The organism is Comamonas guangdongensis (assembly GCF_041079535.1).
Lineage (GTDB): Bacteria > Pseudomonadota > Gammaproteobacteria > Burkholderiales > Burkholderiaceae_C > Comamonas > Comamonas guangdongensis.
Window position 1 is genome coordinate 133,508 of the sequence record NZ_JBFYGN010000001.1, and the last position, 22,298, is coordinate 155,805.

Sequence of the window (22,298 nt, forward strand, 5' to 3'; positions counted from 1 at the left end):
CACTTCGTCACAGGCCCCCGCAAAGCAGTTATGCTCGCTGCCCTCATGGCACGACGACCCGTAAGCAAAGAATTGTGGCGACAGCTACAACCCCTGATCCCAGCCTTCGTACCTTCTGCCAAAGGCGGTGCGCGCAAGCTCACAGTCAGCGATGAAGCCGCCCTCAACGGCATCCTGTTTGTGCTGCAAACAGGCATTCCATGGGAAGACCTTCCCCAATCCCTTGGGTATGGCAGCGGCATGACTTGCTGGCGGCGCCTGCGCGACTGGAATGCCGCTGGTGTCTGGGAGCAGTTGCACCAAGCCATGCTGACTCGCTTGCGTGAACATGACCAGATCGACTGGAGCCGGGCCAGCATTGATGGCTCCTCGGTGCCAAGCCCCCGGGGGGGCCAGGAAACGGGCCCCAACCCCACGGACAGAGTCCAAGCGACATATCGTTGTAGATGCCAGAGGCATTCCCCTAGTGATCTTGGTCAGCGGCGCAAACCGGCACGACTCCAAGATGTTCGAGAGGTGCGTGGACGCGATTCCTGCGATTGCAGGCTTGGGAGGGCGCCCTCGCAAAAGACCATCGAAGCTGCACGCCGACAAGAGCTATGACTACAAGCGTTGCCGTGCGCACCTGAGGCAACGGGGCATCGCCAGCCGCATTGCCAGGCGAGGCGTTGAGAGTAGCGAGCGACTGGGCAAGCATCGCTGGGTGGTGGAGCGAACGCATGGATGGTTTGCAGGCTTTGGCAAGCTGCGAATCCGCTTTGAACGACGGCTGGATATCCACGAAGCGCTGCTGAAACTGGCGGCAGCGATCATCTGTGCGCGCTTCGTGGATCGGTGGTGTTAGCCACTCTAAAAATCATAGCTGTCGGCGCTTGTCGAACATGGGTTCCGTAACTCTATGAATATGAAATCTATGAATGCCAAGCGCGACCAGCTATCAGGTTGAAGGCACCAAAAGAAAAGCCCGCAGGCGTCATGCCTGCGGGCTTGTTTTTTTGCGTGGCCGGATCAGTGCCTGAACAGGTAGATGAGCAGGCCGATCATGCAGGCGCCCAGGATGCCGCAGGCCCAGGCCAGGCGCTGGGCGCCTGTGCGCAGCGCGCCCACGGTGGCCACGATCTGGGAGTTCTGCTGGGCCAGCTTCTCGATGATCTCCAGCGACTGGCGCTGGGACTGCTCGAGCTGGGCGATGCGCGCTTCCAGGTGCTGGATCAGCAGCAAGGCCTGCTCGCCCGCGGACCTGGGGGGCGAGAGCTTCTGCTCCGCCTGCTGGGCGCTGAGATCCTGCTCGTGGGCCTCGGCCTGGGCTTCCTTTTTCTTCAGAAGGCCCTGGGCGGCCTTGACGACCTGGGGCGTGGCCTTGATCACATCGCCCCAGGGCACCATCTTCAGCGCGCTGATCCAGCTGATAGCCATGGCTTAGAGTACCTCGCTCGCAAAGTCGGCCAGGCGCGAGCGCTCGCCGCGTGCCAGCGTGATGTGGCCGCTGTGGGGCCAGCCCTTGAAGCGGTCCACCACATAGGTCAAGCCCGAGCTGCCTTCGGTCAGGTAGGGCGTGTCGATCTGGGCCAGATTGCCCATGCAGATGATCTTGGTGCCGGGGCCGGCACGCGTGATCAGGGTCTTCATCTGCTTGGGCGTCAGGTTCTGCGCCTCGTCGATGATCACGTACTTGTTCAGGAAGGTGCGGCCGCGCATGAAGTTCATGCTCTTGATCTTGATGCGGCTGCGGATCAGCTCGTTGGTCGCGGCGCGGCCCCATTCGCCGGCGTTGCCGCCGTCGCCCTTGGCCAGGAACTCGAGGTTGTCGTCGAGAGCTCCCATCCAGGGCCCCATCTTCTCTTCCTCGGTGCCGGGCAGGAAACCGATGTCCTCGCCCACGCTCACCGTGGCGCGGGTCATGATGATCTCGGTATAGCGGCGCTCGTCCAGCACCTGGGCCAGGCCCGCGGCCAGGGCCAACAGGGTCTTGCCGGTGCCGGCCGTGCCCGTGAGGGTGACGAAGTCCACATCGGGGTTGACCAGCAGATTCATCGCGAAGTTTTGCTCGCGGTTGCGCGTGGACACGCCCCAGACGGCATTCTTGGGGTTGCCGAAGTCGCGCAGCGTCTTGAGCACGGCCGTCTTGTCGCGGATCTCGGTCACGCGCATATAGAGGCTGGGCTCGCCCGGCGCCTCATAGTAGACGAACTGATTGATCATCAGCTGGTCGACGATGGTGCCGCTGACACGGTAGTAGGTGATGGAGCCTTCCTGCCAGCTCTCCACGTTCTTGCCGGCCTTGGCCCAGAAGTCGTGGGGCAGGGCCAGGGCGCCCGAGTACAGCAGATCGCCGTCTTCGAGCACCTTGTCGTTCTGATAGTCCTCGGCGGCCAGGCCCAGGGCGCGCGCCTTGACGCGCATATTGATGTCCTTGGACACCAGCACCACTTCGCGGTCCTTGTGCTGCTCGCGCAGTGCGGCCACCACGCCCAGGATCTGGTTGTCGGCCTTACCCTGGGGCAAGCTTTCGGGCAGGGCTGCATCCAGCGGCTGGGTCTGGAAGTAGAGCGTGCCCGTGGCGGTGCGCTGGCCCGTGGCGTTCAGCGGCAAGCCTTTTTCGAGGCCGTCGGCGGGCTGGGAGGCGACCAGGGAGTCCAGCGTGCGGCTGACCTGGCGGCCGTTGCGCGCGACTTCGGTCATGCCCTTTTTGTGGTTGTCCAGCTCTTCGAGCACCACCATGGGCAGGAAGATGTCGTGTTCCTCGAAGCGGAACAGGCTGCTGGGGTCGTGCAGCAGCACATTGGTGTCCAGCACGAACAGCGTGGTCGGGCCGGTGCGCGTGTTGCGCGCGCGGCGGGCCTGCTTGGCGGCGCTTTCGACCGGAGTCTTGGCAGGGGCGGCGGCTGCGGGCGCAGGTGCTTTCGCCTCCACGGCGGGCTGAGCCGCGGCCGTCTTGCGCGGCTTCTTGGCAGCGGCGGTCTCGGCCTTGCCGGCACTGCGGCGTGGCTTGGCGGCCGCCGGCGCAGCACTGGCCACGGCATCGCCGTTGAGCGCCGGAGTGTGCAGATCGTCGTCAGGTTGCGCAGCCTGCTTGGCGGTGTTGCGCTTGGGCAGGAAGGCTTCTGCGGAAAGCTTTGCGGCGCGATGGCCGGGGGCGGGAGGCAGGGGCATAGTGGACGAACCGTTCCTCAACAAGATTCAAAAAGCACAAAGCCGCCTGGAAACCGAGGCGGCTTTGGTCGGGTGAACAGGAAAAACTGCGTAGCGCTGAGGCATTGCCCCATTATGCATAGCCTGGGCCGGCCGAAAGCGGTATTTCCTGTTCAGGCCTGGTTAAAGACTTTGCAATGCTTTGGGTGTAGGCCTTGGCAAGGTCTTCAACGGCGGGCCTGTTCAGGCCACTTTCTTGTCCTGTGCCTTGATGGCCTTGACGGCCTTGAGCACTTCGTCCACATGGCCGGGCACTTTCAGGCCGCGCCACTCCTGCACCAGGGTGCCGTCGGGGCCGACCAGGAAGGTGGAGCGCTCGATGCCCTTGACCTTCTTGCCGTACATGATCTTGTTCTTGACCACGCCGAACATGTGGCACATTTTTTCTTCGGTGTCGGCGATCAGCTCGAAGGGGAGTTCGAGCTTTTCCTTGAAGTCGTCATGGGACTTCATGTTGTCGCGCGAGACGCCGAATACGGTGGCTCCGGCCTTGATGAAATCCTTGTATTTATCGCGGAATTGCATTGCTTCCGTGGTACAACCGGGCGTATTGTCCTTGGGATAGAAATACAGGATCAGAATCTGGCCGTTGTGCGAGGTGTTGGACACCTTGATGCCACCGGTAGCGTTGGCCTCAAATTCAGGAAGGGGTTTGTTGACAACGATCGCCATGCGCTTGAATCTCTCGGGTGTAGTCGTTGAAATGCCGAAGGCGTCGGTGGTATTTTTGCTTTTATCTATCGAGCGCCCCCAACCGCAACCTGCGATTTTACTCCGAAATACGTATTTCTCTCAATCAATGGGATATGGCTATACAAGGAGCAGGGCTGCCACCACATTGCGGCCCTCGCCGGCAAGCACGTTGTAGGTGCGGCAGGCCGAGGCCGTATCCATGGTCTCCAGTCCCACGCGCTTGGCCATCAGGGGCTTGAGCCAGGCCACGGGTGGAAAGCGGTTCCTGCTGCCGCTGCCAAAGATGATGACCTCCGCCTCCAGCTGGGCCAGTTCCTCGAAGTGGGCCGCCGTCAGGTCCTCGAAGCGCGCGCAGCTCCAGGTCTTGAGCAGGCCCTGCGAGCCCACCAACAGGCTGGTTTCGTGGTTTTGCTTGTCGACGGCAATCCAGCCCGGACCATAGCCGGTAATGGTTTGCGCATCGGATTTGTCTGCCTGGAATTTCATATGAAGAGTGTGCGCAATCGGCGCGCTTGGCGGGGGCGATGGCTGCTGTCTCCATGTACAGAGGGTGGGGACATTGCTGCAGCGCGGAACTGTGCTTAAATTATAGGTTTCACCATGATGCCAAGGGCAGCGTGGCGTGCCTGAAATCCTTTTCTACTGAAGCGCATGAAAACCGTTCAAAAATCCGCCAAATTAGCAAACGTCTGTTACGACATCCGCGGGCCGATCATGGACGCGGCGAAGAAGATGGAGGAAGACGGGCAGAAGATCATCAAGCTCAATATCGGCAACCTCGCCGTGTTCGGCTTCGATGCGCCCGAGGAAGTGCAGCAGGACATGATCCGCAACCTGCCCAACTCGGCCGGCTACTCCGACAGCAAGGGCATCTTCGCTGCGCGCAAGGCCGTGATGCACGAAACCCAGCGCCAGGGCATCAAGGGCGTGACGCTCGACGATATCTATCTGGGCAATGGCGCCTCCGAGCTGATCGCCCTGGCAACCAACGCGCTGCTGGACAACGGCGACGAAATGCTGCTGCCCGCCCCCGACTATCCGCTGTGGACGGCCGTCTCCAGCCTGTCCGGTGGCACGCCCGTGCACTATATGTGCGACGAGGCCAATGGCTGGATGCCGCGCCTGGATGACATCCGTGCCAAGATCACGCCGCGCACCAAGGCCATTGTGGTCATCAACCCCAACAATCCCACGGGCGCGCTGTACTCCAAGGAGCTGCTGCTGGAGATTGTGCAGATCGCCCGCGAGCACGGTCTGGTGATCTTCGCCGACGAGGTCTACGACAAGGTGCTGTACGACGATGCCAAGCACACGCCGCTGGGCAGCCTGTCCACTGATGTGCTGACCATCACCTTCAACTCCCTGTCCAAGGCCTACCGCAGCTGCGGCTACCGTGCCGGCTGGATGGTGATCTCGGGCGATAAAAAGCCTGCCAAGGACTATATCGAGGGCCTGAACATGCTCTCCAATATGCGTCTGTGCGCCAACGTGCCCGGCCAGTGGGCCGTGCAGACGGCGCTGGGCGGTCATCAGAGCATTGACGAGCTGGTCAAGGAAGGCGGCCGTCTGCGCGTGCAGCGCGACCTGGCCTGGGAGCTGATCAACGCCATTCCCGGCGTCTCCTGCGTCAAGCCCCAGGGCGCGCTGTACATGTTCCCGCGCCTGGACCCAGCGGTCTATCCGATCCAGGACGATCAGGAGTTCTTCCTCGAGGCACTGCAGGAAACCAAGGTCATGCTGGTGCAGGGCACGGGCTTCAACTGGCCGCATCCCGACCATTTCCGCATCGTCTTCCTGCCGCATGAGGCGGACCTGCGCGAAGCCATCAACCGTCTGGCGGCCTTCCTCGAGAAATACCGCAAGCGCCACGGCACGGACAAGCCCAAGGTCGTGACCGAGCTCAAGGCCGCCAAGGCGGAAAAAGCCGCATAACGCTTTCTTTTCGATAGCTGTAGGCGCTTGGCAGTCAAGCGCTGCAGCGTTTTTACCTCTGAAGTTTATGAAACCAATCCAAGTAGGCCTGTTGGGCATTGGCACCGTGGGTAGCGGTACTTTCAATGTGCTGGAACGCAACCAAGACGAGATTCGCCGTCGTGCGGGTCGTGGCATTGAAATTACCATGGTGGCCGACTTGGATACCGCGCGCGCCAAGAGCGTGGTGGGCGACAAGGCCAAGGTGGTCGGCGATGCGCGCGAGATCATTGCCAATCCCGAGATCGACGTGGTGGTCGAGCTGATCGGCGGCTACGGCATCGCCAAGGCCCTGGTGCTCGAAGCCATTGCGGCCGGCAAGCATGTGGTCACGGCCAACAAGGCGCTGCTGGCCGTGCACGGCACGGAAATCTTCAAGGCCGCCGCCGAGAAGGGCGTGATGGTGGCCTACGAGGCTGCCGTGGCCGGCGGCATTCCCATCATCAAGGCGCTGCGCGAAGGCCTGACGGCCAACTCCATCCAGTGGGTGGCCGGCATCATCAACGGCACGACCAATTTCATCCTGTCCGAGATGCGCGACAAGGGCCTGGACTTCGAGGTGGTGCTCAAGGAAGCCCAGCGTCTGGGCTATGCCGAAGCCGATCCCACGTTCGACATCGAAGGCGTGGATGCCGCCCACAAGGCCACGCTGATGAGCGCCATCGCCTTCGGCATCCCCGTGCAGTTCGACAAGGCCTATGTGGAAGGCATCACCAAGCTGACCGCCACCGACATCCGCTACGCCGAGCAACTGGGCTACCGCATCAAGCTGCTGGGCATCACCAAGCGCACCGACAAGGGCATCGAGCTGCGCGTGCACCCCTCGCTGGTGCCGGCCAAGCGCCTGATCGCCAATGTGGAAGGCGCGATGAATGCCGTGGTCGTGCATGCCGATGCCGTGGGCACGACGCTGTACTACGGCAAGGGCGCGGGCTCCGAGCCCACGGCCTCGGCCGTGATCGCCGACCTGGTGGACATCGCGCGCATGGACGGTTCGGACCCCGCCCACCGCGTGCCGGCCCTGGCTTTTCAGAGCCACACCTTGGCGGCCGCCGGCCATGAACTGCCGGTGCTGCCCATGACCGAGGTCGTGACCAGCTATTACCTGCGCATCCGCGTGGCCGACGAGGCCGGCGTGCTGGCCAAGATCACGGGCCTGCTGGCCGGTGCCGGCATCAGCATCGACGCCGTGCTGCAGCGCGAAGCCGACGAAGTGGGCGGCGAGGGCTCGACCCAGACCGACCTCATCATCCTCACGCACGATACGCGCGAAGGCGATATGAACCAGGCGCTGGCTGAAATTCAGAGCCTGCCCACCGTGTTGGCGCCTATCACCCGTATCCGCAAGGAAGAACTCAACTAAGAAGGCAGCTCATGCGCTATCGCACTCAAGCCGGAGAGTTCTCTGTTCGGTGCGATCGGCGCACAGGCTTTTTCAAAGGCTGGCGCCCTGTGGCGCTGGCCTTTGCTGTTTCTGCATCGGGCCTGGCCTTGGCTGCGCCCGTGGATGTCTATCGCGGCACGCTGGGCGGCTCCGAAGTGGTGATGGAGCTGGGCAGGCCTCGGACCGATGGTGCACGCGAGGGGCGCTATTTTTACCCGCGATACGGCGTAGATATCCCTCTCAAAGGTCCGCTCAATGCCTTGGCCGAGGCCCAGCCGCTGACGCCGGAATTGACGGAAAAGCTGGGTGCAGATGCGCCGCTGTTCACGGATGCCGAGCAGCGTGCCGTGGTCTGGAACGTGCAGCAGCAGGGTGATGGCAGTCTGAGTGGCGAATGGGTGGACGGCATTCGCGGCAAAAAGCTGCCGCTCAAGCTCAAGCGCATTGCCCATTACGACCCCGAGGCGCTGGAACCCAAAGGCGTGGAAGCCGTGACCAGGGCCATTGTTCAGGGCTCGGGCAGCGGCATCTCCCAGGATGTGACGATCAGCGAAAAAACCGCGCCTTACGACTATCTGCGCATGAGCTTGCAGCCTTTGGGGCAGGGCAAGGAGGTGGTGCTGGCGCCCAATCTGGCGTGGCGACCGGTACGCGACGCGCGTACGCAGTTCTGGTATCCGCGCCTTAGCCGCCACCCAGACGCAAAAATTCTGGCCCAGACCAATGCCTTGCTGGAGCAACGCCACTGGGCCATGAGTCTTGATGCGCTGGCCTGCAAATCCTCCATCTATCTGAACCTGGGGCCTGCTGCGGGCTCTCTCGGCAATTACAACGACGAGCGGATCCAGGTCAGCTATCTGTCGACGGCCTTGATGAGCGTGGTGGAGTCAGGCTCCACCGACTGTGGCGGTGCCCACCCCAACAACCATTTCAATCCCTTTGTGCTGGATTTGCGCAAAGGCGGCTATATGGATTTCAGACGCTTGTTCAAAGACTCCAGATATGGAGAAAACGGCTTCGAATATGCGGATGCACTAGTGAAAAAAATAGCCAAAGTTGCAGCCAAGCAAGATGCTGACCAGGGAGGAGCTGGCGGCTGCACGGACTATCTGGCGGAGTTCATGGTGCCCATGATCGAGACCCCGGCTGCCGTGAGCTTTGTGATCTCCGGCATTGGCCATGCGATGGGCGCTTGTCTGGGCAGTGGCGTGAGCATTGCGTTCAAGGACTTCAGACCCTATATCAAGCCCGGCGCGCAGCGCTATCTGCAGCCTTGATGAATCGACTCTATGCAATAACGTTGGGCGGTTTCTGCATTGGCGCAGGGTGGTCGGGCGTGTGCTGACCGATAATGGAAAGCTCGGCGGCATGACTTCTGCTCGTTTGGCTGCCCGTTCTGAATTCTGTTTTTGGCGAGTTTGAGATGCTGTATCTGTCCACCCGCGGCCATGCGGACCGCAAGCGTTTTTGTGACATCCTGCTCGAAGGCCTGGCACCTGACGGCGGCCTGTACCTGCCTGTCGAGTACCCTCAGATCAGCGATGCCAAGCTGAGCCAGCTGCGCGAAACCCTGGCGACCCAGGGCTATGCGGCCCTGGCCTTCGAGATCCTGTCGCTGTACATCGACGATATTCCCGCCGCCGATCTGCGCGCCCTGTGCGCCAAGACCTATACCCAGGAAGTCTTCGGCACCGCGGCCATCGTTCCCGTGCGCCAGGTCGAGGGCCATCTGCTGATCGAAGCCCTGTCCAACGGCCCGACGCTGGCCTTCAAGGACATGGCCATGCAGCTGCTGGGCAATCTGTTCGAGTACGAACTGGCCCGCCGCGGCGAGGAACTCAATATTCTGGGCGCCACCAGCGGCGACACCGGCAGCGCGGCCGAGTACGCGATGCGCGGCAAAAAAGGCGTGCGCGTCTTCATGACCAGCCCCCATGGCCGCATGAGTCCCTTCCAGCAGGCGCAGATGTTCAGTCTGCAGGACGAGAACATCCACAACATCGCCATCGAAGGCGTGTTCGACGACTGCCAGGACATCGTCAAGGCCGTCTCCAACGACCACGGCTTCAAGGCTCGGTACAAGATCGGCACCGTCAATTCCATCAACTGGGCGCGTCTGCTGGCCCAGGTGGTCTACTACTTTGCGGGCTATCTGCAAGCCACGAAGTCGAATGCCGAAAAGGTGAGCTTCACCGTGCCCAGCGGCAACTTCGGCAATATCTGCGCGGGCCATGTGGCGCGCCAGATGGGCCTGCCGATTACCAAGCTGGTGGTGGCCACCAACGAAAACGATGTGCTCGACGAGTTCTTCCGCACCGGCGTCTACCAGGTGCGCGGCTCGGCCAATACCTACGAGACATCGAGCCCCTCGATGGATATCTCCAAGGCCAGCAATTTCGAGCGCTTCGTATTCGACCTGGTGGGGCGTGACGGCGTGCGCACCAAGCAGCTGTTCGCAGAAGGCGTGGCCAAGGCGGGCAAGTTCGATCTGAGCACCGATCCCGCCTTCAAGGATGCGGCCGCCAAGTACGGCTTCGTGAGCGGCAAGAGCACGCACGCCGACCGCCTGGCCACGATCAAGGATACGTACCGGCGCTTCGGCCAGATGATCGACACCCATACCGCCGACGGCGTGAAGGTGGCGCGCGAGCATCTGGGCTCCGAGCCCATGATCGTGCTTGAGACGGCCTTGCCCATCAAGTTCGCCGCGACCATCGAAGAGGCGTTGGGCCGTTCGCCCGATCGTCCCGCCAAGTTCGACGGCATCGAGAACCTGCCCAAGCGCGTGGTCGTGATGGCCTCCGATGTGGAACAGGTCAAGGCCTTTATTGCCGCAAACTGCAAATAAAGCCCTGCGGCATTAAGCTGGACAAGCACCTGGAGCCTGGCTGCAGGTGCTTTTCTTTTGGCATGAAAATGCCGCTAAACGCTGGCGCAGAAGGCGCGCGCAGCTCTCAAAACAGGAAGGCGCAACAGAGGTGATGCAGGCATGAAGGTCATAGGCTTTGCCGGATATTCGGGCGTGGGCAAGACCACGCTGGTCGAGGCCCTGGTGGCGCTGCTGAGGCAGCGCGGGCTCAGGGTCTCGGTCGTCAAGCATGCCCATCATCTGTTCGATGTGGACCGCGAGGGCAAGGACAGCTGGCGCCATCGCAAGGCCGGAGCCTATGAGGTGCTGCTGGCTTCGGAGAAACGCATGGCGCTGATGCGCGAGCACGAACAGCCTCTGGAGCTCAGCGTGCACGACATGCTGGCCCAGCTGGACCCGGGCGTGGACTGGGTGCTGGTGGAAGGCTTCAAGCATGGCGATATGCCCAAGATCGAGGTCTGGCGCCGGCAGCAGGACCGGCTGGAGCAGGGCAAGAGCATAGAGCCCCTGTACCCGCACGACGCCAGGGTGCTGGCCGTGGCCACCGATGCGGCCCGGGACCTGCCGCAAGCGCCCAGCCAGCCGGTGCTGGACCTGAACCGGCCGCAGGCCGTGCTGCAGTGGCTGCTGGATAGGGCAGACTCTCTGGAATACAAGAATTGAGGAAAGACATCGCAATGCAAGCACAGCGCAAACCGCTCAAGCCCCTGGACCAAGCCCTGCAGGAGCTGCTGGCCCATGCCCAGCCCTTGGCGGGTGCACAGCAGGTAGATACTTTTGATGCCGACGGCCGGGTGCTGCTGCAGGCCGCGGTATCGCCGCTGCAGGTGCCGCCGCAGGACAACTCGGCCATGGACGGCTATGCGGTGCGGGCCGCCGAATGCGCGGGCGGGGATGCGGTGCTGCCGGTCTCGCAGCGCATTCCCGCGGGCACCGCGCCCGAGGCCCTGGCCGCAGGCTCGGTGGCGCGCATCTTCACCGGCGCGCCCGTGCCCGCGGGGGCCGATGCCATCGTGATGCAGGAAGACTGCGAAGCCCTGGATGACGGCCGCGTGTGCATCAAGGCCCGGCCCGAGGCGGGGCAGTGGATACGCCGCTCGGGCGAGGACATCGCGCAGGGCGCCACGGTCATAGAAGCGGGCACGCGGCTCACGCCCGCCCATCTGGGGCTGGCTGCCAGCATGGGCTTTGCGCGCTTGCAGGTGGCACGCAGGCCGCGTGTGGCCCTGTTCTCCACGGGGGACGAGCTGGTCATGCCCGGCACCGTGGCGCCGCAGGACATGAAACCCGGCAGCATCTACAACAGCAACCGCTTCTTTCTGCGCGCCTTGCTGCTGCGCATGGGCTGCGAGGTCACGGATCTGGGCATTGTTCCCGACGACCGCGAGGCCACGATTGCCACGCTGGCCGATGCCGCCATGGACCACGATGTGATCGTCACCAGCGGCGGCGTCTCGGTGGGCGAGGAAGACCATATCAGGCCCGCGGTGCAGCATCTGGGCCAGCTCGACCTCTGGCAGATCAGCATCAAGCCCGGCAAGCCTTTTGCCTATGGCCGCGTCAATCGCGGGTCTGGCACGGGCTTTGCGCATTTCATTGGCCTGCCCGGCAATCCGGTGTCCAGCTTTGTGACCTTCCAGGTGCTGGTGCGCCCCTTCCTGCTGCGTCTGCAGGGCGTGCAGCATGTGCTGCCGCGCGCGATTGAAGCCCGGGCGGACTTCGCCTGGCCCAAGGGCGACAAGCGCCGCGAATTCCTGCGCGTGCGCTACAACGAAAAAGGCGGGCTCGAACTGTTCCGCAACCAGAGCTCGGGCGTGCTGACCTCCACGGCCTGGGGCGATGGCGTGGTGGACAACCCCGCAGGCACCGCCATTGCCGAAGGCGATAGCGTGCGCTTTATTCCGTTTGCAGAACTCATGGCCTGAAGGAGTCGGCATGCATCAGATCACCGTCCGATACTTCGCCTCGATTCGCGAAGCCATGGGCACCGGCCATGAAAGCCTGCAGACGGCAGCGGCCACCGTGGGCGCGCTGCGTGAGGAGCTCATGGGCCGCAGCGCTGCCGCAGCCCAGGCCCTGGCTGCGGGCAAGGCCGTGCGCATGGCGCTGAACCAGACCATGTGCGAGGGCGATACCGAAATCCGCAGCGGCGACGAAGTGGCGTTTTTTCCGCCCGTGACCGGCGGCTGAACGGCATCCACCCGAGCCGCCGGCTTCCCGGTGAGGAGGCGATAGCCTGGCCGCAGCGGTGTCCGGATGGCCGATATGCAACGGCCTGTGCCTGGCGGCGCAGGCCGTTTTTTCATGGGCGCGCCGCTCTCCTTGGGGTCGGTCGCGGCCCGCATGGAGGCTGCAGCGTGGGACTACCTACTAGGGTTATCCCATGGGTGTTTTTGTCGTTTGGACGACTTTCCTTTCAGAGAATGCAGCGCTTCTTTAAGCAAGAAAGCGTTGAACTCATGACAACTCACGTCAATATGGAGGAGACCCGCTCGGCGCGCTTTGCCATGCGCTGTGCGAGCTGGGCGGAAAAGTGGTTCCCGGATTCCTGGGTGTTTGCCGTGGTCGGCATCTGCATCGTGGTGCTTGCGGCCTTTGCGATCGGCGTGCCCGTGCAGGACACCAGCAAGGCCTTCGGCAAGGGTTTCTGGAGTCTGATCCCCTTCACCATGCAGATGGCCTTCGTGGTGATAGGCGGCTATGTGGTGGCCAGTTCCGGGCCCGCATCCCGGCTCATCGAGGCCCTGGCCCGCGTGCCGCGCAACGGCCGCTCGGCCGTGGCCTGGGTGGCTTTTGTGTCCATGACGGCCTCGCTGCTGAACTGGGGCCTGAGCCTGGTCTTCGGCGGCCTGCTGGTCAAGGCCCTGGCGCGCCGCACCGACATCAAGATGGATTACCGCGCCGCGGGCGCTGCGGCCTATCTGGGCCTGGGCGCCGTCTGGGCGCTGGGCATCTCGTCTTCGGCAGCGCAGCTGCAGGCCAATGCGGCCAGCCTGCCGCCCGGCATTCTGGCGATCACCGGGGTGATTCCGTTCACGCAGACCATCTTCATGTGGCAGTCCGGCGTGATGCTGGCGTTACTGATGGTGGTGTCCATCGTCGTGGCCTATATGACGGCTCCGGCAGACAAGACGGCCCGCGATGCCGCGCAGTGCGAGGTGGATATCCAGGCCGAGGCCGTGAAGGCCGCGGCCAAGCCCAGCCGTCCCGGCGAATGGCTGGAATACAGCCCGCTGCTCATCATCTTCCTGGTGTTGCTGACCGCGGGCTGGATGATCGAGGAGTTCTCGAGCAAGCCCTTCATCCAGGCGATCTCGGGCCTCAACACCTACAACCTGATCTTTCTGATGGTGGGTGCGCTGCTGCACTGGCGTCCGCGCAGCTTCCTCGATGCCGTGGCGCGCGCCGTGCCCACCACCACCGGCGTGCTGATCCAGTTCCCGCTCTATGGCGCGATCGCGGCCATCATGACCGAGGTCAAGGGGGCGGACGGTGCGAGCATCGCCCACCATATCTCCACCTTCTTCACCCATTTCGCCACGCACGACACCTATGCGCTGCTCATGGGCACCTACTCGGCCGTGCTGGGCTTTTTCCTGCCCTCGGGCGGCGGCAAGTGGATCATCGAAGCACCCTATGTGATGCAGGTGGCCAATGATTTGCACTACCACCTGGGCTGGGCCGTGCAGATCTACAACGCGGCCGAAGCCCTGCCCAATCTGATCAACCCCTTCTACATGCTGCCGCTGTTGGGCGTGCTGGGACTGAAGGCGCGCGATCTGATCGGTTTCAGCTTTGTGCAGCTGCTGGTCCACACACCGCTGGTGCTGTTCCTGCTATGGTTCCTGGGTCAGACCCTGAGCTATATCCCCCCTGTGATGCCATGACCCAAGCAACCGATTTGCCTTCCAGCGAAGTAAACCCCGAGATCAGCGCCCGCACCCGCAAGGCGCTGGCCGAAGCGCGCGAGCGCGGCGTCAAGCTCGGCTCGGCAGGCGCGGCCAATATCCGCGCCACGGTGGAAAAGCGCAAGTCGGCGGCCGATGCCTTTGCCAGGCAGCATGAAGCGCTGTTTGCCGAGCTGCAGGCCAAAGGACTCACCCATCGCGCCATGGCGGCCGAGCTCAATGCGCGTGGCATCGCGGCGGCCAAGGGCGGCGAATGGACGCACGGGCAGGTGCAGCGCATTCTGAACCGCTATGCGGACTGGAAGGCGGCGGAGCCTGGCGAGGCCTGAGGCCGCAACGACCATGGAAAAGCCGTGCGGCGCTCGCTGCACGGCCTTGTTTTGATAGCGCTTGGCGCTTGTTGTCACTAGGCTGGAGGCCGATTGAGCCTTGAGGTTTAGCTGCCCTGGCCGCCAAGACTTACAATGCAGGCTTCAGGTGCCAAGGGGGCGCCTGCCCGCACAAGAGGCTCTCACCCCTGTTTTGATTCGGATCATGTTCTGACAGACCATGGTTGCCGTACGGGCCCAGCGCGGGGGGCTGTGCACGCAACCCGGAGCACTGTCATGACTTCCTCCTCTCTTTCCCTCCAGGCGCGCCGCGCTTTGGTGCGGGACTACAAGCAATCCTTTCCCCTTTTGGGCATTTACGCCGTGCGCTGCGATGCCGCCGGCCTGCTGCGCCTGGGCGCCAGCCGCAATGTGGACGGCATGCTCAACCGCATACGCTTTGAACTTGCCACCGGCTTGCAGCGCGATGCCGCGCTGTCCCGGGCCTGGGCCAGCCATGGTGAGCAGGCTTTTCGTTTCGAGGTGCTGGACCGCGTCAAGCAGCGTGACGATCCGGACTTCGACTACGAGACCGAGCTGCAGGCCCTGCTGGCGCTGTGGCAGGCCGAGCTGCAGCCCGAGTCCATGGCCGCCGGAGAGCAGCCATGAGCACCCAGGCCTTGAACTTTGGCGCCACGCTGTGGCACGCCCAGGCCGTGCTGCAGCAGCGTCTGGATGAGCGCCTGGGCGACTGGCATGGGCTGAACCTGGGCGACTACCAGCTGCTGAACGCGCTGGAGCCGCAACCTCAAGGCCTGGCCTTGGCGGCCCTGGCCAAAACCCTGCTGCAAGCTCCCACGGCCACGCTGCGCCAACTGCTGCCCATGGAAAAAACCGGTCTGCTGGAGCGCGCGGACGACCTGGTGCGGCTGCGCCCGGCGGGCCGCCAGCTGCTGGCAGAGGCCAGGCGAACGACGGAGGCGGTCTACGCCCAGGCCTTGCAAGCTCTGGGCACGGATGCCAGCACATTGGCGGGCTGCCAGCTGCTGCTGGAGCGACTGGCCCTGCCGGTACGGGGAAAGCTATGAAGACTGCAGTGTCGGAGCGCAGGGGGCTCGCCCCCGAGGCCCTGGTCGATGAACTCAAGGTGCGTGCCCGCGTGCGGCTGAACCGCGCGCGGCGCGAAGGCAGCGCCGGCGCCACCCGCCTGCGCGATGTGCTGCACGAGGTTGCGCGTGAGCTGGGCTTTGCCGACTGGGAGCATGCGCGCCGCGTGCTGTCCGGCCTGGCCGTCCCCGGTGATGACCTGGGCGGCTTCTGGCATGTGCCGCGTACCGGCATCCTGCTGCACATCTGGTTCAGCGAGTATGCCGAGGCACGCGCCGTGCTCGAGCAGCAAGGCCAAGGATTCCTGCTGCCTTACCGGCGCCAGTGCTTCATCGTGCAAGCGCCTTTCATCGAGGCTTTGGGCCTGAGCCCGGACGACCCGGCCTGGGTCGAAATCGGGCGTGATCTGGTGGCCGCCTATGGCACGCCGGTCTGGCGGGCATTGGCATGGCAGCGTTTGCATGCACCGCCTGGAGATCTGTGATGCGGGCCCGGAATTGCGCTTGAGATAGGCCATCCGGCGCCGGCCAATCCATCGCCAGGGCTGGGCCGGATCCGCAACCTCAGGCTTCGGCCGGCGGCGCCGGCAGCTGCGGCGTGCGCCATTCCAGCAGCTCGGCCAGGCGCTGCACGATCCAGCCGGCTTCTGCCGCGCTGACCACCGAGCCTTCGGCGGCCAGGCCTGCATGCATGCCTAGCAGCACCTGCTCTTCGGAGGAGTTGCCCGAGTGGTAAAGCGTCTGTGCCTGCTCGGTCAGATGGCAGGCCAGGTCTTCGCAAAGCTCGTAGCGCGCTACGACCTCAGCAATAGGGGCCGACAGCTTGCCGCTGCGGCTGCGAAACAGATCGGCAAAACTGGGCGGCGGCTGAATCTGGCTGGTGTCGTCCATCGCAGCTCCTCTCAACCGGGTTCGAACAGGCGCTCGAAACGCGCCAGGTCCTCGGCCAGTTCACAGGTGATGAGCTGGCCCGACCTGTTGTCATGCTTGCGGTGCGCGGCGAACAGCGAGGCCTTGCCCTTGAAGTTGTAGTCGGGCAGGTGGATCAGTTCATAGGGGTAGGGCACAAAGAGCTGGAATTCGAAAATCATCCGGTGCTCGTTGCGCGGCGAGGGGTACAGCGTGTACTCCGGCAAATTGATGGTTTGTGTGGCCATGGCGCAATGCTAATGCGGCCCACGCAGCCGTGCAGGCCTGCGACAATGCGGGCATGACTGCTGCATGTGTATCCATACAGACCCAGGACTTCGATGTGTCAACCGAGATCGCGGCCCTGCGCGCCGGCGATGCGCGCGTGGGCGCGGTCTGCAGCTTCGTGGGCACGGTGCGCGACCGCAACGAGGGCGATGCCGTCTCCAGCATGGAGCTGGAGCACTACCCGGGCATGACCGAGAAATCCATCGAGGCCATCATCGACAAGGCCGTGCAGCGCTTCGGCATCTACGGCGCGCGCGTGATCCACCGCATCGGCCTGCTGGCGCCCATGGAGCAAATCGTGCTGGTGGCCGTGACCAGCGCCCACCGCGGCAAGTCCTTCGAGGCCTGCGAATACATCATGGACTATCTGAAGTCCGAAGCTCCGTTCTGGAAGAAGGAGCAGACCGAACAGGGCGCGCGCTGGGTGGATGCGCGCGTGAGCGACGAGCAGGCGCTGGCGAGATGGGAATAGATCTATGAATTGATAGCTGCTTGCGCCTTTATTCATTGAGTTTCAGATGGAAAATTATCTGAAACTATATGTAGAAAGGCGGTAGAAGCTATGCTTTTTGAAGGAAGTTCGGTTGCAGCCAGCTCGGCGGCCTGAAGACCAGCACATTGCCGCCCATCACCAGCAGCAGGCCTAGCCCCCCCAGCGGCGTCCATTGATAGCCCTCGGCCAGGGCCGAGATATTGAGCGCCACGATGGGAAACAGTACGGTGGCATAGGCGGCTTTCTCGGGACCCAGCCTGCCCACCAGGGTCAGATAGGCGGTAAAGGCGATCACCGAGCCCGGAATGGCCAGATACAGCAGTGCGCCGGTGTAGGTCAGGCTCATGTCGAAGCGCCAGGGCAGGCCAGCGACCAGCGCATAGGCCAGCAGCAGGGCCGTGCCGGCCAGCATGCCCCAGGCATTGGTGTGCAGCGGCCGGTAGCCCAGGCTCTGCAGCGAGGCGGAGAGCATATTGCCGCAGGAAAAGCACAGCGTGCCGGCCAGGGCCCAGGCCAGGCCCTGCCAGCTTGCATGCTGGCCCTGCTGCAGCTCGGGCCAGAAGAGGGCGAGCAGGCCGGCCAGTCCCAGGGCGCTGCCCGCGAGCACATTCGGCGCCAGCCTGCGGCCGTGGATCAACCGGGCCAGGAAGGCATTCCAGATGCTGGCGCTGGAAAACACCACGGCGGCCAGGCCGCTGGTCAGCGTCTCGCTGGCATGCATGAAGCAGACAAAGTTCAGGCTGAACAGGCACAGGCCCTGGCCCAGCACGCGGGGCAGGGCAGCGCCGCGCGGTACGCGCCACTGGCGGGTCAGCAGCAGCCAGGCAAACAGCAGCAGGGCCGCGAGGCCGAAGCGGTAGGCAATGGACAGCTCGACGGGCACGCTGCCCAGCTGCATCTTCAGCGCAATCCAGGTGGAGCCCCAGATCAGCACGACCAGGGCATATAGAGGCAGCAGCATGGAATTCTCGGTATCGACGGATGCCGCGATCATGCGCGGCAGCAGCGGGGCGGGATTGCATATTCCTGCGGTTTTGTCGCGCTGCGCCAAGCCATGCGCGGGCGCAGCCCCTGAGGCTGGGACAAAATGCTGTCATGCCCGCTGCGGTTTCCCTGCCCGATCCCTCACACCTAAGCCAGGTGCTGGCGGGCTCGCGCGCGCAGCTCAGGCGCAAGGCCTGCCTGAGCCAGTCGCTGGAGCTGGCCATCTGGGCCAACAGCGATGACGAGGTGCACTATTGCCGGCAGGGGCACCACACCCTGTCCGTCTATCTGGCCGGCGGCCGGGGCTCGCAGCTCAAGGGGGATGCGGATCTCAGGGGCGAGGCCGGGCGCTTCTGCGTCTTTCCGGCCGAGCACGAGTCGCACTGGCTGGTGCGCGAGCCCGTGCAGTTTCTGCATCTCTATGTCTCCGACATGGCCTGGGCCGAGCGTGCGGTGCGCCTGCTGGATGCGGAGCCGCGCAGCATGACCCTGATGCCGCAGATCTATGCCGTCGACCCGGTCTATGCGCAATGGGCCCAGGGCCTGTGGCGGCTGGACTGGAGCGACCCTCACGATGCGTTGCGCGCCGATACGCTGAGCCAGCAGATTCTGGACCGGCTGGTGCTGCAGTCGGCCGCGCCCCGCTACCGGCAAAGGCTGGCGCGGCCGCTGGGCGGGCTTTCGCCCGTGGTGCGGCGCCGGGTGCTCGACTATGTGGATGCCCATCTGGCCGATGTCCGGGCCCTGAGTCTTTCGGGCCTGGCCGAGGTTGCGGCCCTGTCCGAGTACCACTTCGCGCGCATGTTCCACCAGAGCATGGGCTGCACCGTGCACGACTGGGTGCTGCAGCGGCGCCTGTGCGCGGTGCGCCAGCGGCTGCAGGGCCGGGCAGGCGCGCCGGGGCTGGCGCTGCTGGCGGCCGAGACCGGCTTTTCCAGCGCCAGTCATCTGCTGCGCTGCTTTCGCAAGCATTTTGGATTTACTCCTACGCAATTCCTGCGGCTGCAGCGGGATGCTTGACGGTGATTTGCGCCGGACCGGCTTGATCTGGCGCAAGAACGGCGCTTTGTTGCGGCCTCGGGTCTTGAAAATCCCTCTTGCACTCACAGATTATTGCCAATGACTCTGATCTGGAGCGAAAGCTGAACACCATGCGAATTGACAAACTGACGACAAAATTCCAAGAAGCCTTGGCCGACGCGCAGTCCCTGGCGCTGGGTGCCGACCAATCCACCATCGACCCGCTGCACCTGCTGGTGGCCATGCTGCGCCAGCCGGACGGCCCCGGCGCGCTGCTGCAGCGCGCGGGCGCCAATGTGCAGCAGCTCAAGAGCCTGGCCGAGCAGGCCATGGGCGAGCTGCCGCGCGTGCAGCAGCAGGGCGATGTGCGCGTGGGCTCGGAGCTCGATCGCTTGCTGCAGGCGACCGACAAGGAGGCCATGAAGCGCGGCGACCAGTTCATTGCCAGCGAGCTGTATCTGCTGGCGCTGGCCGATGCCGCGGGCTCGGCCACGCGCGCCGGCGCCCTGCTCAAGCAAAGCGGCGTGAGCAAGTCCAGCCTGGAAGCGGCGATCAATGCCGTGCGCGGAGGCCAGAAGGTGGACAGCGCCGAGGCCGAAGGCCAGCGCGAGGCGCTGAAGAAGTACACGCTGGACCTGACCGAGCGCGCGCGCAGCGGCAAGCTGGACCCCGTGATCGGCCGCGACGACGAGATCCGCCGCGCCATCCAGGTGCTGCAGCGCCGCAGCAAGAACAATCCCGTGCTGATCGGCGAGCCCGGCGTGGGCAAGACCGCCATCGTCGAGGGCCTGGCCCAGCGCATCGTGGCCGGCGAGGTGCCCGAATCGCTGAAGGACAAGCGCGTGCTGTCGCTGGATATGGCGGGCCTGCTGGCCGGCGCCAAATACCGCGGCGACTTCGAGGAGCGTCTCAAATCCGTGCTCAAGGAAATTGCGCAGGATGAAGGCCGCATCATTCTCTTCATCGACGAAATCCACACCATGGTGGGTGCGGGCAAGGCCGACGGCGCCATGGATGCGGGCAATATGCTCAAGCCGGCGCTGGCGCGCGGCGAGCTGCACTGCGTGGGAGCGACTACGCTCGATGAATACCGCAAATACATCGAGAAGGACGCGGCCCTGGAGCGGCGCTTCCAGAAGGTGATCGTGGACGAGCCCTCGGTCGAGGACACCATCGCCATCCTGCGCGGTCTGCAGGTCAAGTACGAGGCCCACCACGGCGTGGACATCACCGACCCGGCCATCGTGGCCGCGGCCGAGCTGTCGCACCGCTATATCACCGACCGCTTCCTGCCCGACAAGGCCATCGACCTGATCGACGAGGCCGCGGCCAAGATCAAGATCGAGATCGACTCCAAGCCCGAGGAAATGGACAGGCTGGAGCGCCGCATGATCCAGCTCAAGATCGAGCGCGAGGCCATGAAGAAGGAAAAGGACGAGGCTTCGCAAAAGCGGCTGCAGCTGATCGAGGAGGATCTCGAGAACCTCGAGCGCGAATACGCGGACCTTGAAGAGGTCTGGAAGGCCGAGAAGGCCAGCGCCCAGGGTTCGGAGCAGATCCGCAAGGAAATCGACCAGCTGCGCATACAGATCGACGAATACAAGCGCAAGGGCGACTTCAACAAGGTGGCCGAGCTGCAATACGGCAAGCTGCCGGGCCTTGAAAAGCAGCTGCACGAGGCCCAGGCCAAGGAAGAAGGCCAGGGCGGCGTGGCGGCCAACAAGCTGCTGCGCACCCAGGTCGGCGCCGAAGAGATTGCCGAGGTGGTGAGCCGCGCCACGGGCATCCCCGTGGCCAAGATGATGCAGGGCGAAAAAGACAAGCTGCTGCACATGGAAGACAAGCTGCACGAGCGCGTGGTGGGTCAGGAGGAGGCGATCTCGGCCGTGGCCAATGCCATCCGCCGTTCGCGCTCGGGCCTGTCCGACCCCAACCGTCCCACGGGCTCCTTCCTGTTCCTGGGCCCCACGGGCGTGGGCAAGACCGAGCTGTGCAAGGCGCTGGCAGGCTTCCTCTTCGACAGCGAAGAGCATCTGGTGCGCATTGACATGAGCGAGTTCATGGAAAAGCACTCTGTGGCACGCTTGATAGGTGCGCCTCCGGGCTATGTGGGTTACGAGGAAGGCGGCTACCTGACCGAGGCCGTGCGCCGCAAGCCCTATAGCGTGCTGCTGCTGGACGAGGTGGAAAAAGCCCATCCCGACGTGTTCAACGTGCTGCTGCAGGTGCTGGACGATGGCCGCCTGACCGATGGTCAGGGCCGCACGGTGGACTTCAAGAACACCGTGATCGTGATGACCAGCAATATCGGCTCCCATCTGATCCAGGCCATGGTGGGTCAGGATGCGGATGAGATCAAGGAAGCGGTCTGGGGGGAACTTAAAAACCATTTTCGACCCGAATTCCTCAACCGCATCGATGAAACCGTGGTCTTCCATGCTCTGGATGCCAAGAACATCGAGGCGATTGCGAGAATCCAGCTCAAGCTGCTGGAGCGCCGTCTGGAGAAGATGGAGCTGTCCATGCTGGTGTCCGACCAGGCCCTGGCCGAGCTGGCCAAGGTCGGTTTCGATCCGGTGTTCGGCGCCCGTCCGCTCAAACGCGCGATTCAGCAGCGTATAGAAAACCCTTTGTCCAAGTTGCTGCTTGAAGGCAGGTTTCCGCCCAAGAGTACGATTGCAGTGACAGTAGACCCGGTGAATGATCCCGGGGTATTCCGGTTCGAGTCTGCAGGCCTGGCCTGAGGACCCGGACCCTAGAAAGGTATTGCTTTGAACGATTTCGCCACCACCGCCACCCGTTGGGTCATCCGCATCGTGCTGATGCTGGTGGGCCTGGTGTTCTTTCTGTGCCTGCTGAGCGTGGCCTGCCTGATCGCTCTGGCCTGGGGCCTGCGCGCCCTGTGGGCCAAGCTCACGGGCCAGCCCGTGGTGCCCATGAGCATGGGCGTCATGAGTCCTTTTGCGGGCTGGCAGACGGTATACCGCTCGGGTGCCGCGTGGATGGCGCAATCGTCGGGCGATGCCGAGGCCAAAAAGGACGCGCGCGAAGCGCGTTCGCGCCGCGGCGTGCTGCCCGGTGCCGGCGATGTGACCGATGTGAAGCCGCGTGAGGTGCACGAATCGTAGAGAGCTGTCTGCGCATCGCCGCAGAAGCACCGAGAGCCTGTGCGA

23 protein-coding genes and 1 pseudogene are annotated in these 22,298 nt (G+C 63.8%); 17 read left to right on the forward strand and 7 right to left on the reverse strand.

Translation table 11 applies throughout. The annotated features are described in order from the left end of the window. Positions 1-45 precede the first annotated feature (45 nt). A pseudogene (locus AB6724_RS00575) lies at positions 46-844 on the forward strand (IS5 family transposase). Between the two features lie 164 nt (positions 845-1,008). Here AB6724_RS00575 and AB6724_RS00580 read toward each other — a convergent pair. The 4 genes from AB6724_RS00580 to AB6724_RS00595 form a co-directional block, all read right to left on the reverse strand. Further along, positions 1,009-1,416, reverse strand: a complete 408-nt coding sequence (locus AB6724_RS00580; RefSeq protein WP_369336557.1) for a hypothetical protein — start codon at positions 1,414-1,416, stop codon at positions 1,009-1,011. 3 nt (positions 1,417-1,419) lie between these two features. Next, entirely contained in the window at positions 1,420-3,153 is a 1,734-nt protein-coding gene (locus AB6724_RS00585; RefSeq protein WP_369336558.1) for a PhoH family protein, read from the reverse strand. A gap of 222 nt (positions 3,154-3,375) precedes the next feature. After that, positions 3,376-3,864 carry a peroxiredoxin gene (locus AB6724_RS00590; RefSeq protein WP_369336559.1) on the reverse strand — a complete coding sequence of 163 codons (489 nt, stop codon included), beginning with the start codon at positions 3,862-3,864 and terminating at the stop codon, positions 3,376-3,378. A gap of 138 nt (positions 3,865-4,002) precedes the next feature. Further along, the gene (locus AB6724_RS00595; RefSeq protein WP_369336560.1) at positions 4,003-4,371 is read right to left on the reverse strand and encodes an Mth938-like domain-containing protein; all 369 of its coding nucleotides are present in this window, start codon (positions 4,369-4,371) and stop codon (positions 4,003-4,005) included. A gap of 165 nt (positions 4,372-4,536) precedes the next feature. On the opposite strand from AB6724_RS00595, the gene AB6724_RS00600 reads away from it, so the two are divergent. From AB6724_RS00600 to AB6724_RS00655, 12 genes are all read left to right on the forward strand, one after another. Further along, a complete protein-coding gene (locus AB6724_RS00600) occupies positions 4,537-5,817 on the forward strand; it encodes a pyridoxal phosphate-dependent aminotransferase (RefSeq protein WP_369336561.1) in 1,281 nt (426 codons plus the stop codon). Positions 5,818-5,884: 67 nt separating this feature from the next. Then, entirely contained in the window at positions 5,885-7,219 is a 1,335-nt protein-coding gene (locus AB6724_RS00605) for a homoserine dehydrogenase (RefSeq protein ID WP_369336562.1), read from the forward strand. Between the two features lie 89 nt (positions 7,220-7,308). Continuing rightward, entirely contained in the window at positions 7,309-8,517 is a 1,209-nt protein-coding gene (locus AB6724_RS00610) for a hypothetical protein (protein WP_369336563.1), read from the forward strand. A gap of 146 nt (positions 8,518-8,663) precedes the next feature. Further along, positions 8,664-10,088 carry a threonine synthase gene (gene thrC, locus AB6724_RS00615; RefSeq protein ID WP_369336564.1) on the forward strand — a complete coding sequence of 475 codons (1,425 nt, stop codon included), beginning with the start codon at positions 8,664-8,666 and terminating at the stop codon, positions 10,086-10,088. An 81-nt stretch (positions 10,089-10,169) separates the two neighbouring features. Next, complete coding sequence (mobB, locus tag AB6724_RS00620; RefSeq protein ID WP_369336727.1) at positions 10,170-10,772, forward strand: molybdopterin-guanine dinucleotide biosynthesis protein B; 603 nt, start codon at positions 10,170-10,172, stop codon at positions 10,770-10,772. Positions 10,773-10,786: 14 nt separating this feature from the next. Then, on the forward strand, positions 10,787-12,034 hold the full coding sequence (locus tag AB6724_RS00625; RefSeq protein ID WP_369336565.1) for a molybdopterin molybdotransferase MoeA: 1,248 nt from the start codon (positions 10,787-10,789) through the stop codon (positions 12,032-12,034). Positions 12,035-12,044: 10 nt separating this feature from the next. Further along, entirely contained in the window at positions 12,045-12,299 is a 255-nt protein-coding gene (gene moaD, locus AB6724_RS00630; RefSeq protein ID WP_369336566.1) for a molybdopterin converting factor subunit 1, read from the forward strand. Between the two features lie 269 nt (positions 12,300-12,568). Next, on the forward strand, positions 12,569-13,996 hold the full coding sequence (locus tag AB6724_RS00635; protein ID WP_369336567.1) for a short-chain fatty acid transporter: 1,428 nt from the start codon (positions 12,569-12,571) through the stop codon (positions 13,994-13,996). Continuing rightward, positions 13,993-14,346 carry a recombinase family protein gene (locus AB6724_RS00640; protein WP_369336568.1) on the forward strand — a complete coding sequence of 118 codons (354 nt, stop codon included), beginning with the start codon at positions 13,993-13,995 and terminating at the stop codon, positions 14,344-14,346. Before AB6724_RS00635 ends, AB6724_RS00640 begins: the two co-directional genes overlap by 4 nt. A gap of 276 nt (positions 14,347-14,622) precedes the next feature. Next, on the forward strand, positions 14,623-14,994 hold the full coding sequence (locus tag AB6724_RS00645) for a GIY-YIG nuclease family protein (RefSeq protein ID WP_369336569.1): 372 nt from the start codon (positions 14,623-14,625) through the stop codon (positions 14,992-14,994). Further along, complete coding sequence (locus tag AB6724_RS00650; RefSeq protein WP_369336570.1) at positions 14,991-15,413, forward strand: winged helix DNA-binding protein; 423 nt, start codon at positions 14,991-14,993, stop codon at positions 15,411-15,413. Before AB6724_RS00645 ends, AB6724_RS00650 begins: the two co-directional genes overlap by 4 nt. Beyond that, positions 15,410-15,916 carry a hypothetical protein gene (locus AB6724_RS00655; protein ID WP_369336571.1) on the forward strand — a complete coding sequence of 169 codons (507 nt, stop codon included), beginning with the start codon at positions 15,410-15,412 and terminating at the stop codon, positions 15,914-15,916. The genes AB6724_RS00650 and AB6724_RS00655 overlap by 4 nt, the downstream gene beginning before the upstream one ends. 79 nt (positions 15,917-15,995) lie before the next feature. On the opposite strand, the gene AB6724_RS00660 is transcribed toward AB6724_RS00655, so the two are convergent. Both AB6724_RS00660 and AB6724_RS00665 read right to left on the reverse strand, forming a co-directional pair. Beyond that, complete coding sequence (locus tag AB6724_RS00660; protein WP_369336572.1) at positions 15,996-16,322, reverse strand: hypothetical protein; 327 nt, start codon at positions 16,320-16,322, stop codon at positions 15,996-15,998. Positions 16,323-16,333: 11 nt separating this feature from the next. Continuing rightward, positions 16,334-16,588: a hypothetical protein gene (locus AB6724_RS00665; RefSeq protein ID WP_369336573.1), complete on the reverse strand. Its 255-nt coding sequence runs from the start codon at positions 16,586-16,588 to the stop codon at positions 16,334-16,336. A gap of 53 nt (positions 16,589-16,641) precedes the next feature. Here AB6724_RS00665 and AB6724_RS00670 point away from each other — a divergent pair, with 53 nt between their 5' ends. After that, a complete protein-coding gene (locus AB6724_RS00670) occupies positions 16,642-17,100 on the forward strand; it encodes a molybdenum cofactor biosynthesis protein MoaE (RefSeq protein WP_369336574.1) in 459 nt (152 codons plus the stop codon). An 88-nt stretch (positions 17,101-17,188) separates the two neighbouring features. Here AB6724_RS00670 and AB6724_RS00675 read toward each other — a convergent pair whose 3' ends face one another. Further along, the gene (locus AB6724_RS00675; RefSeq protein WP_369336575.1) at positions 17,189-18,082 is read right to left on the reverse strand and encodes a DMT family transporter; all 894 of its coding nucleotides are present in this window, start codon (positions 18,080-18,082) and stop codon (positions 17,189-17,191) included. Positions 18,083-18,216: 134 nt separating this feature from the next. On the opposite strand from AB6724_RS00675, the gene AB6724_RS00680 reads away from it, so the two are divergent. From AB6724_RS00680 to AB6724_RS00690, 3 genes are all read left to right on the forward strand, one after another. Then, a complete protein-coding gene (locus AB6724_RS00680; protein ID WP_369336576.1) occupies positions 18,217-19,125 on the forward strand; it encodes a helix-turn-helix domain-containing protein in 909 nt (302 codons plus the stop codon). Positions 19,126-19,256: 131 nt separating this feature from the next. After that, the gene (gene clpB, locus AB6724_RS00685) at positions 19,257-21,869 is read left to right on the forward strand and encodes an ATP-dependent chaperone ClpB (RefSeq protein WP_369336577.1); all 2,613 of its coding nucleotides are present in this window, start codon (positions 19,257-19,259) and stop codon (positions 21,867-21,869) included. A gap of 27 nt (positions 21,870-21,896) precedes the next feature. After that, complete coding sequence (locus AB6724_RS00690; RefSeq protein WP_369336578.1) at positions 21,897-22,253, forward strand: hypothetical protein; 357 nt, start codon at positions 21,897-21,899, stop codon at positions 22,251-22,253. Positions 22,254-22,298: the final 45 nt, after the last annotated feature.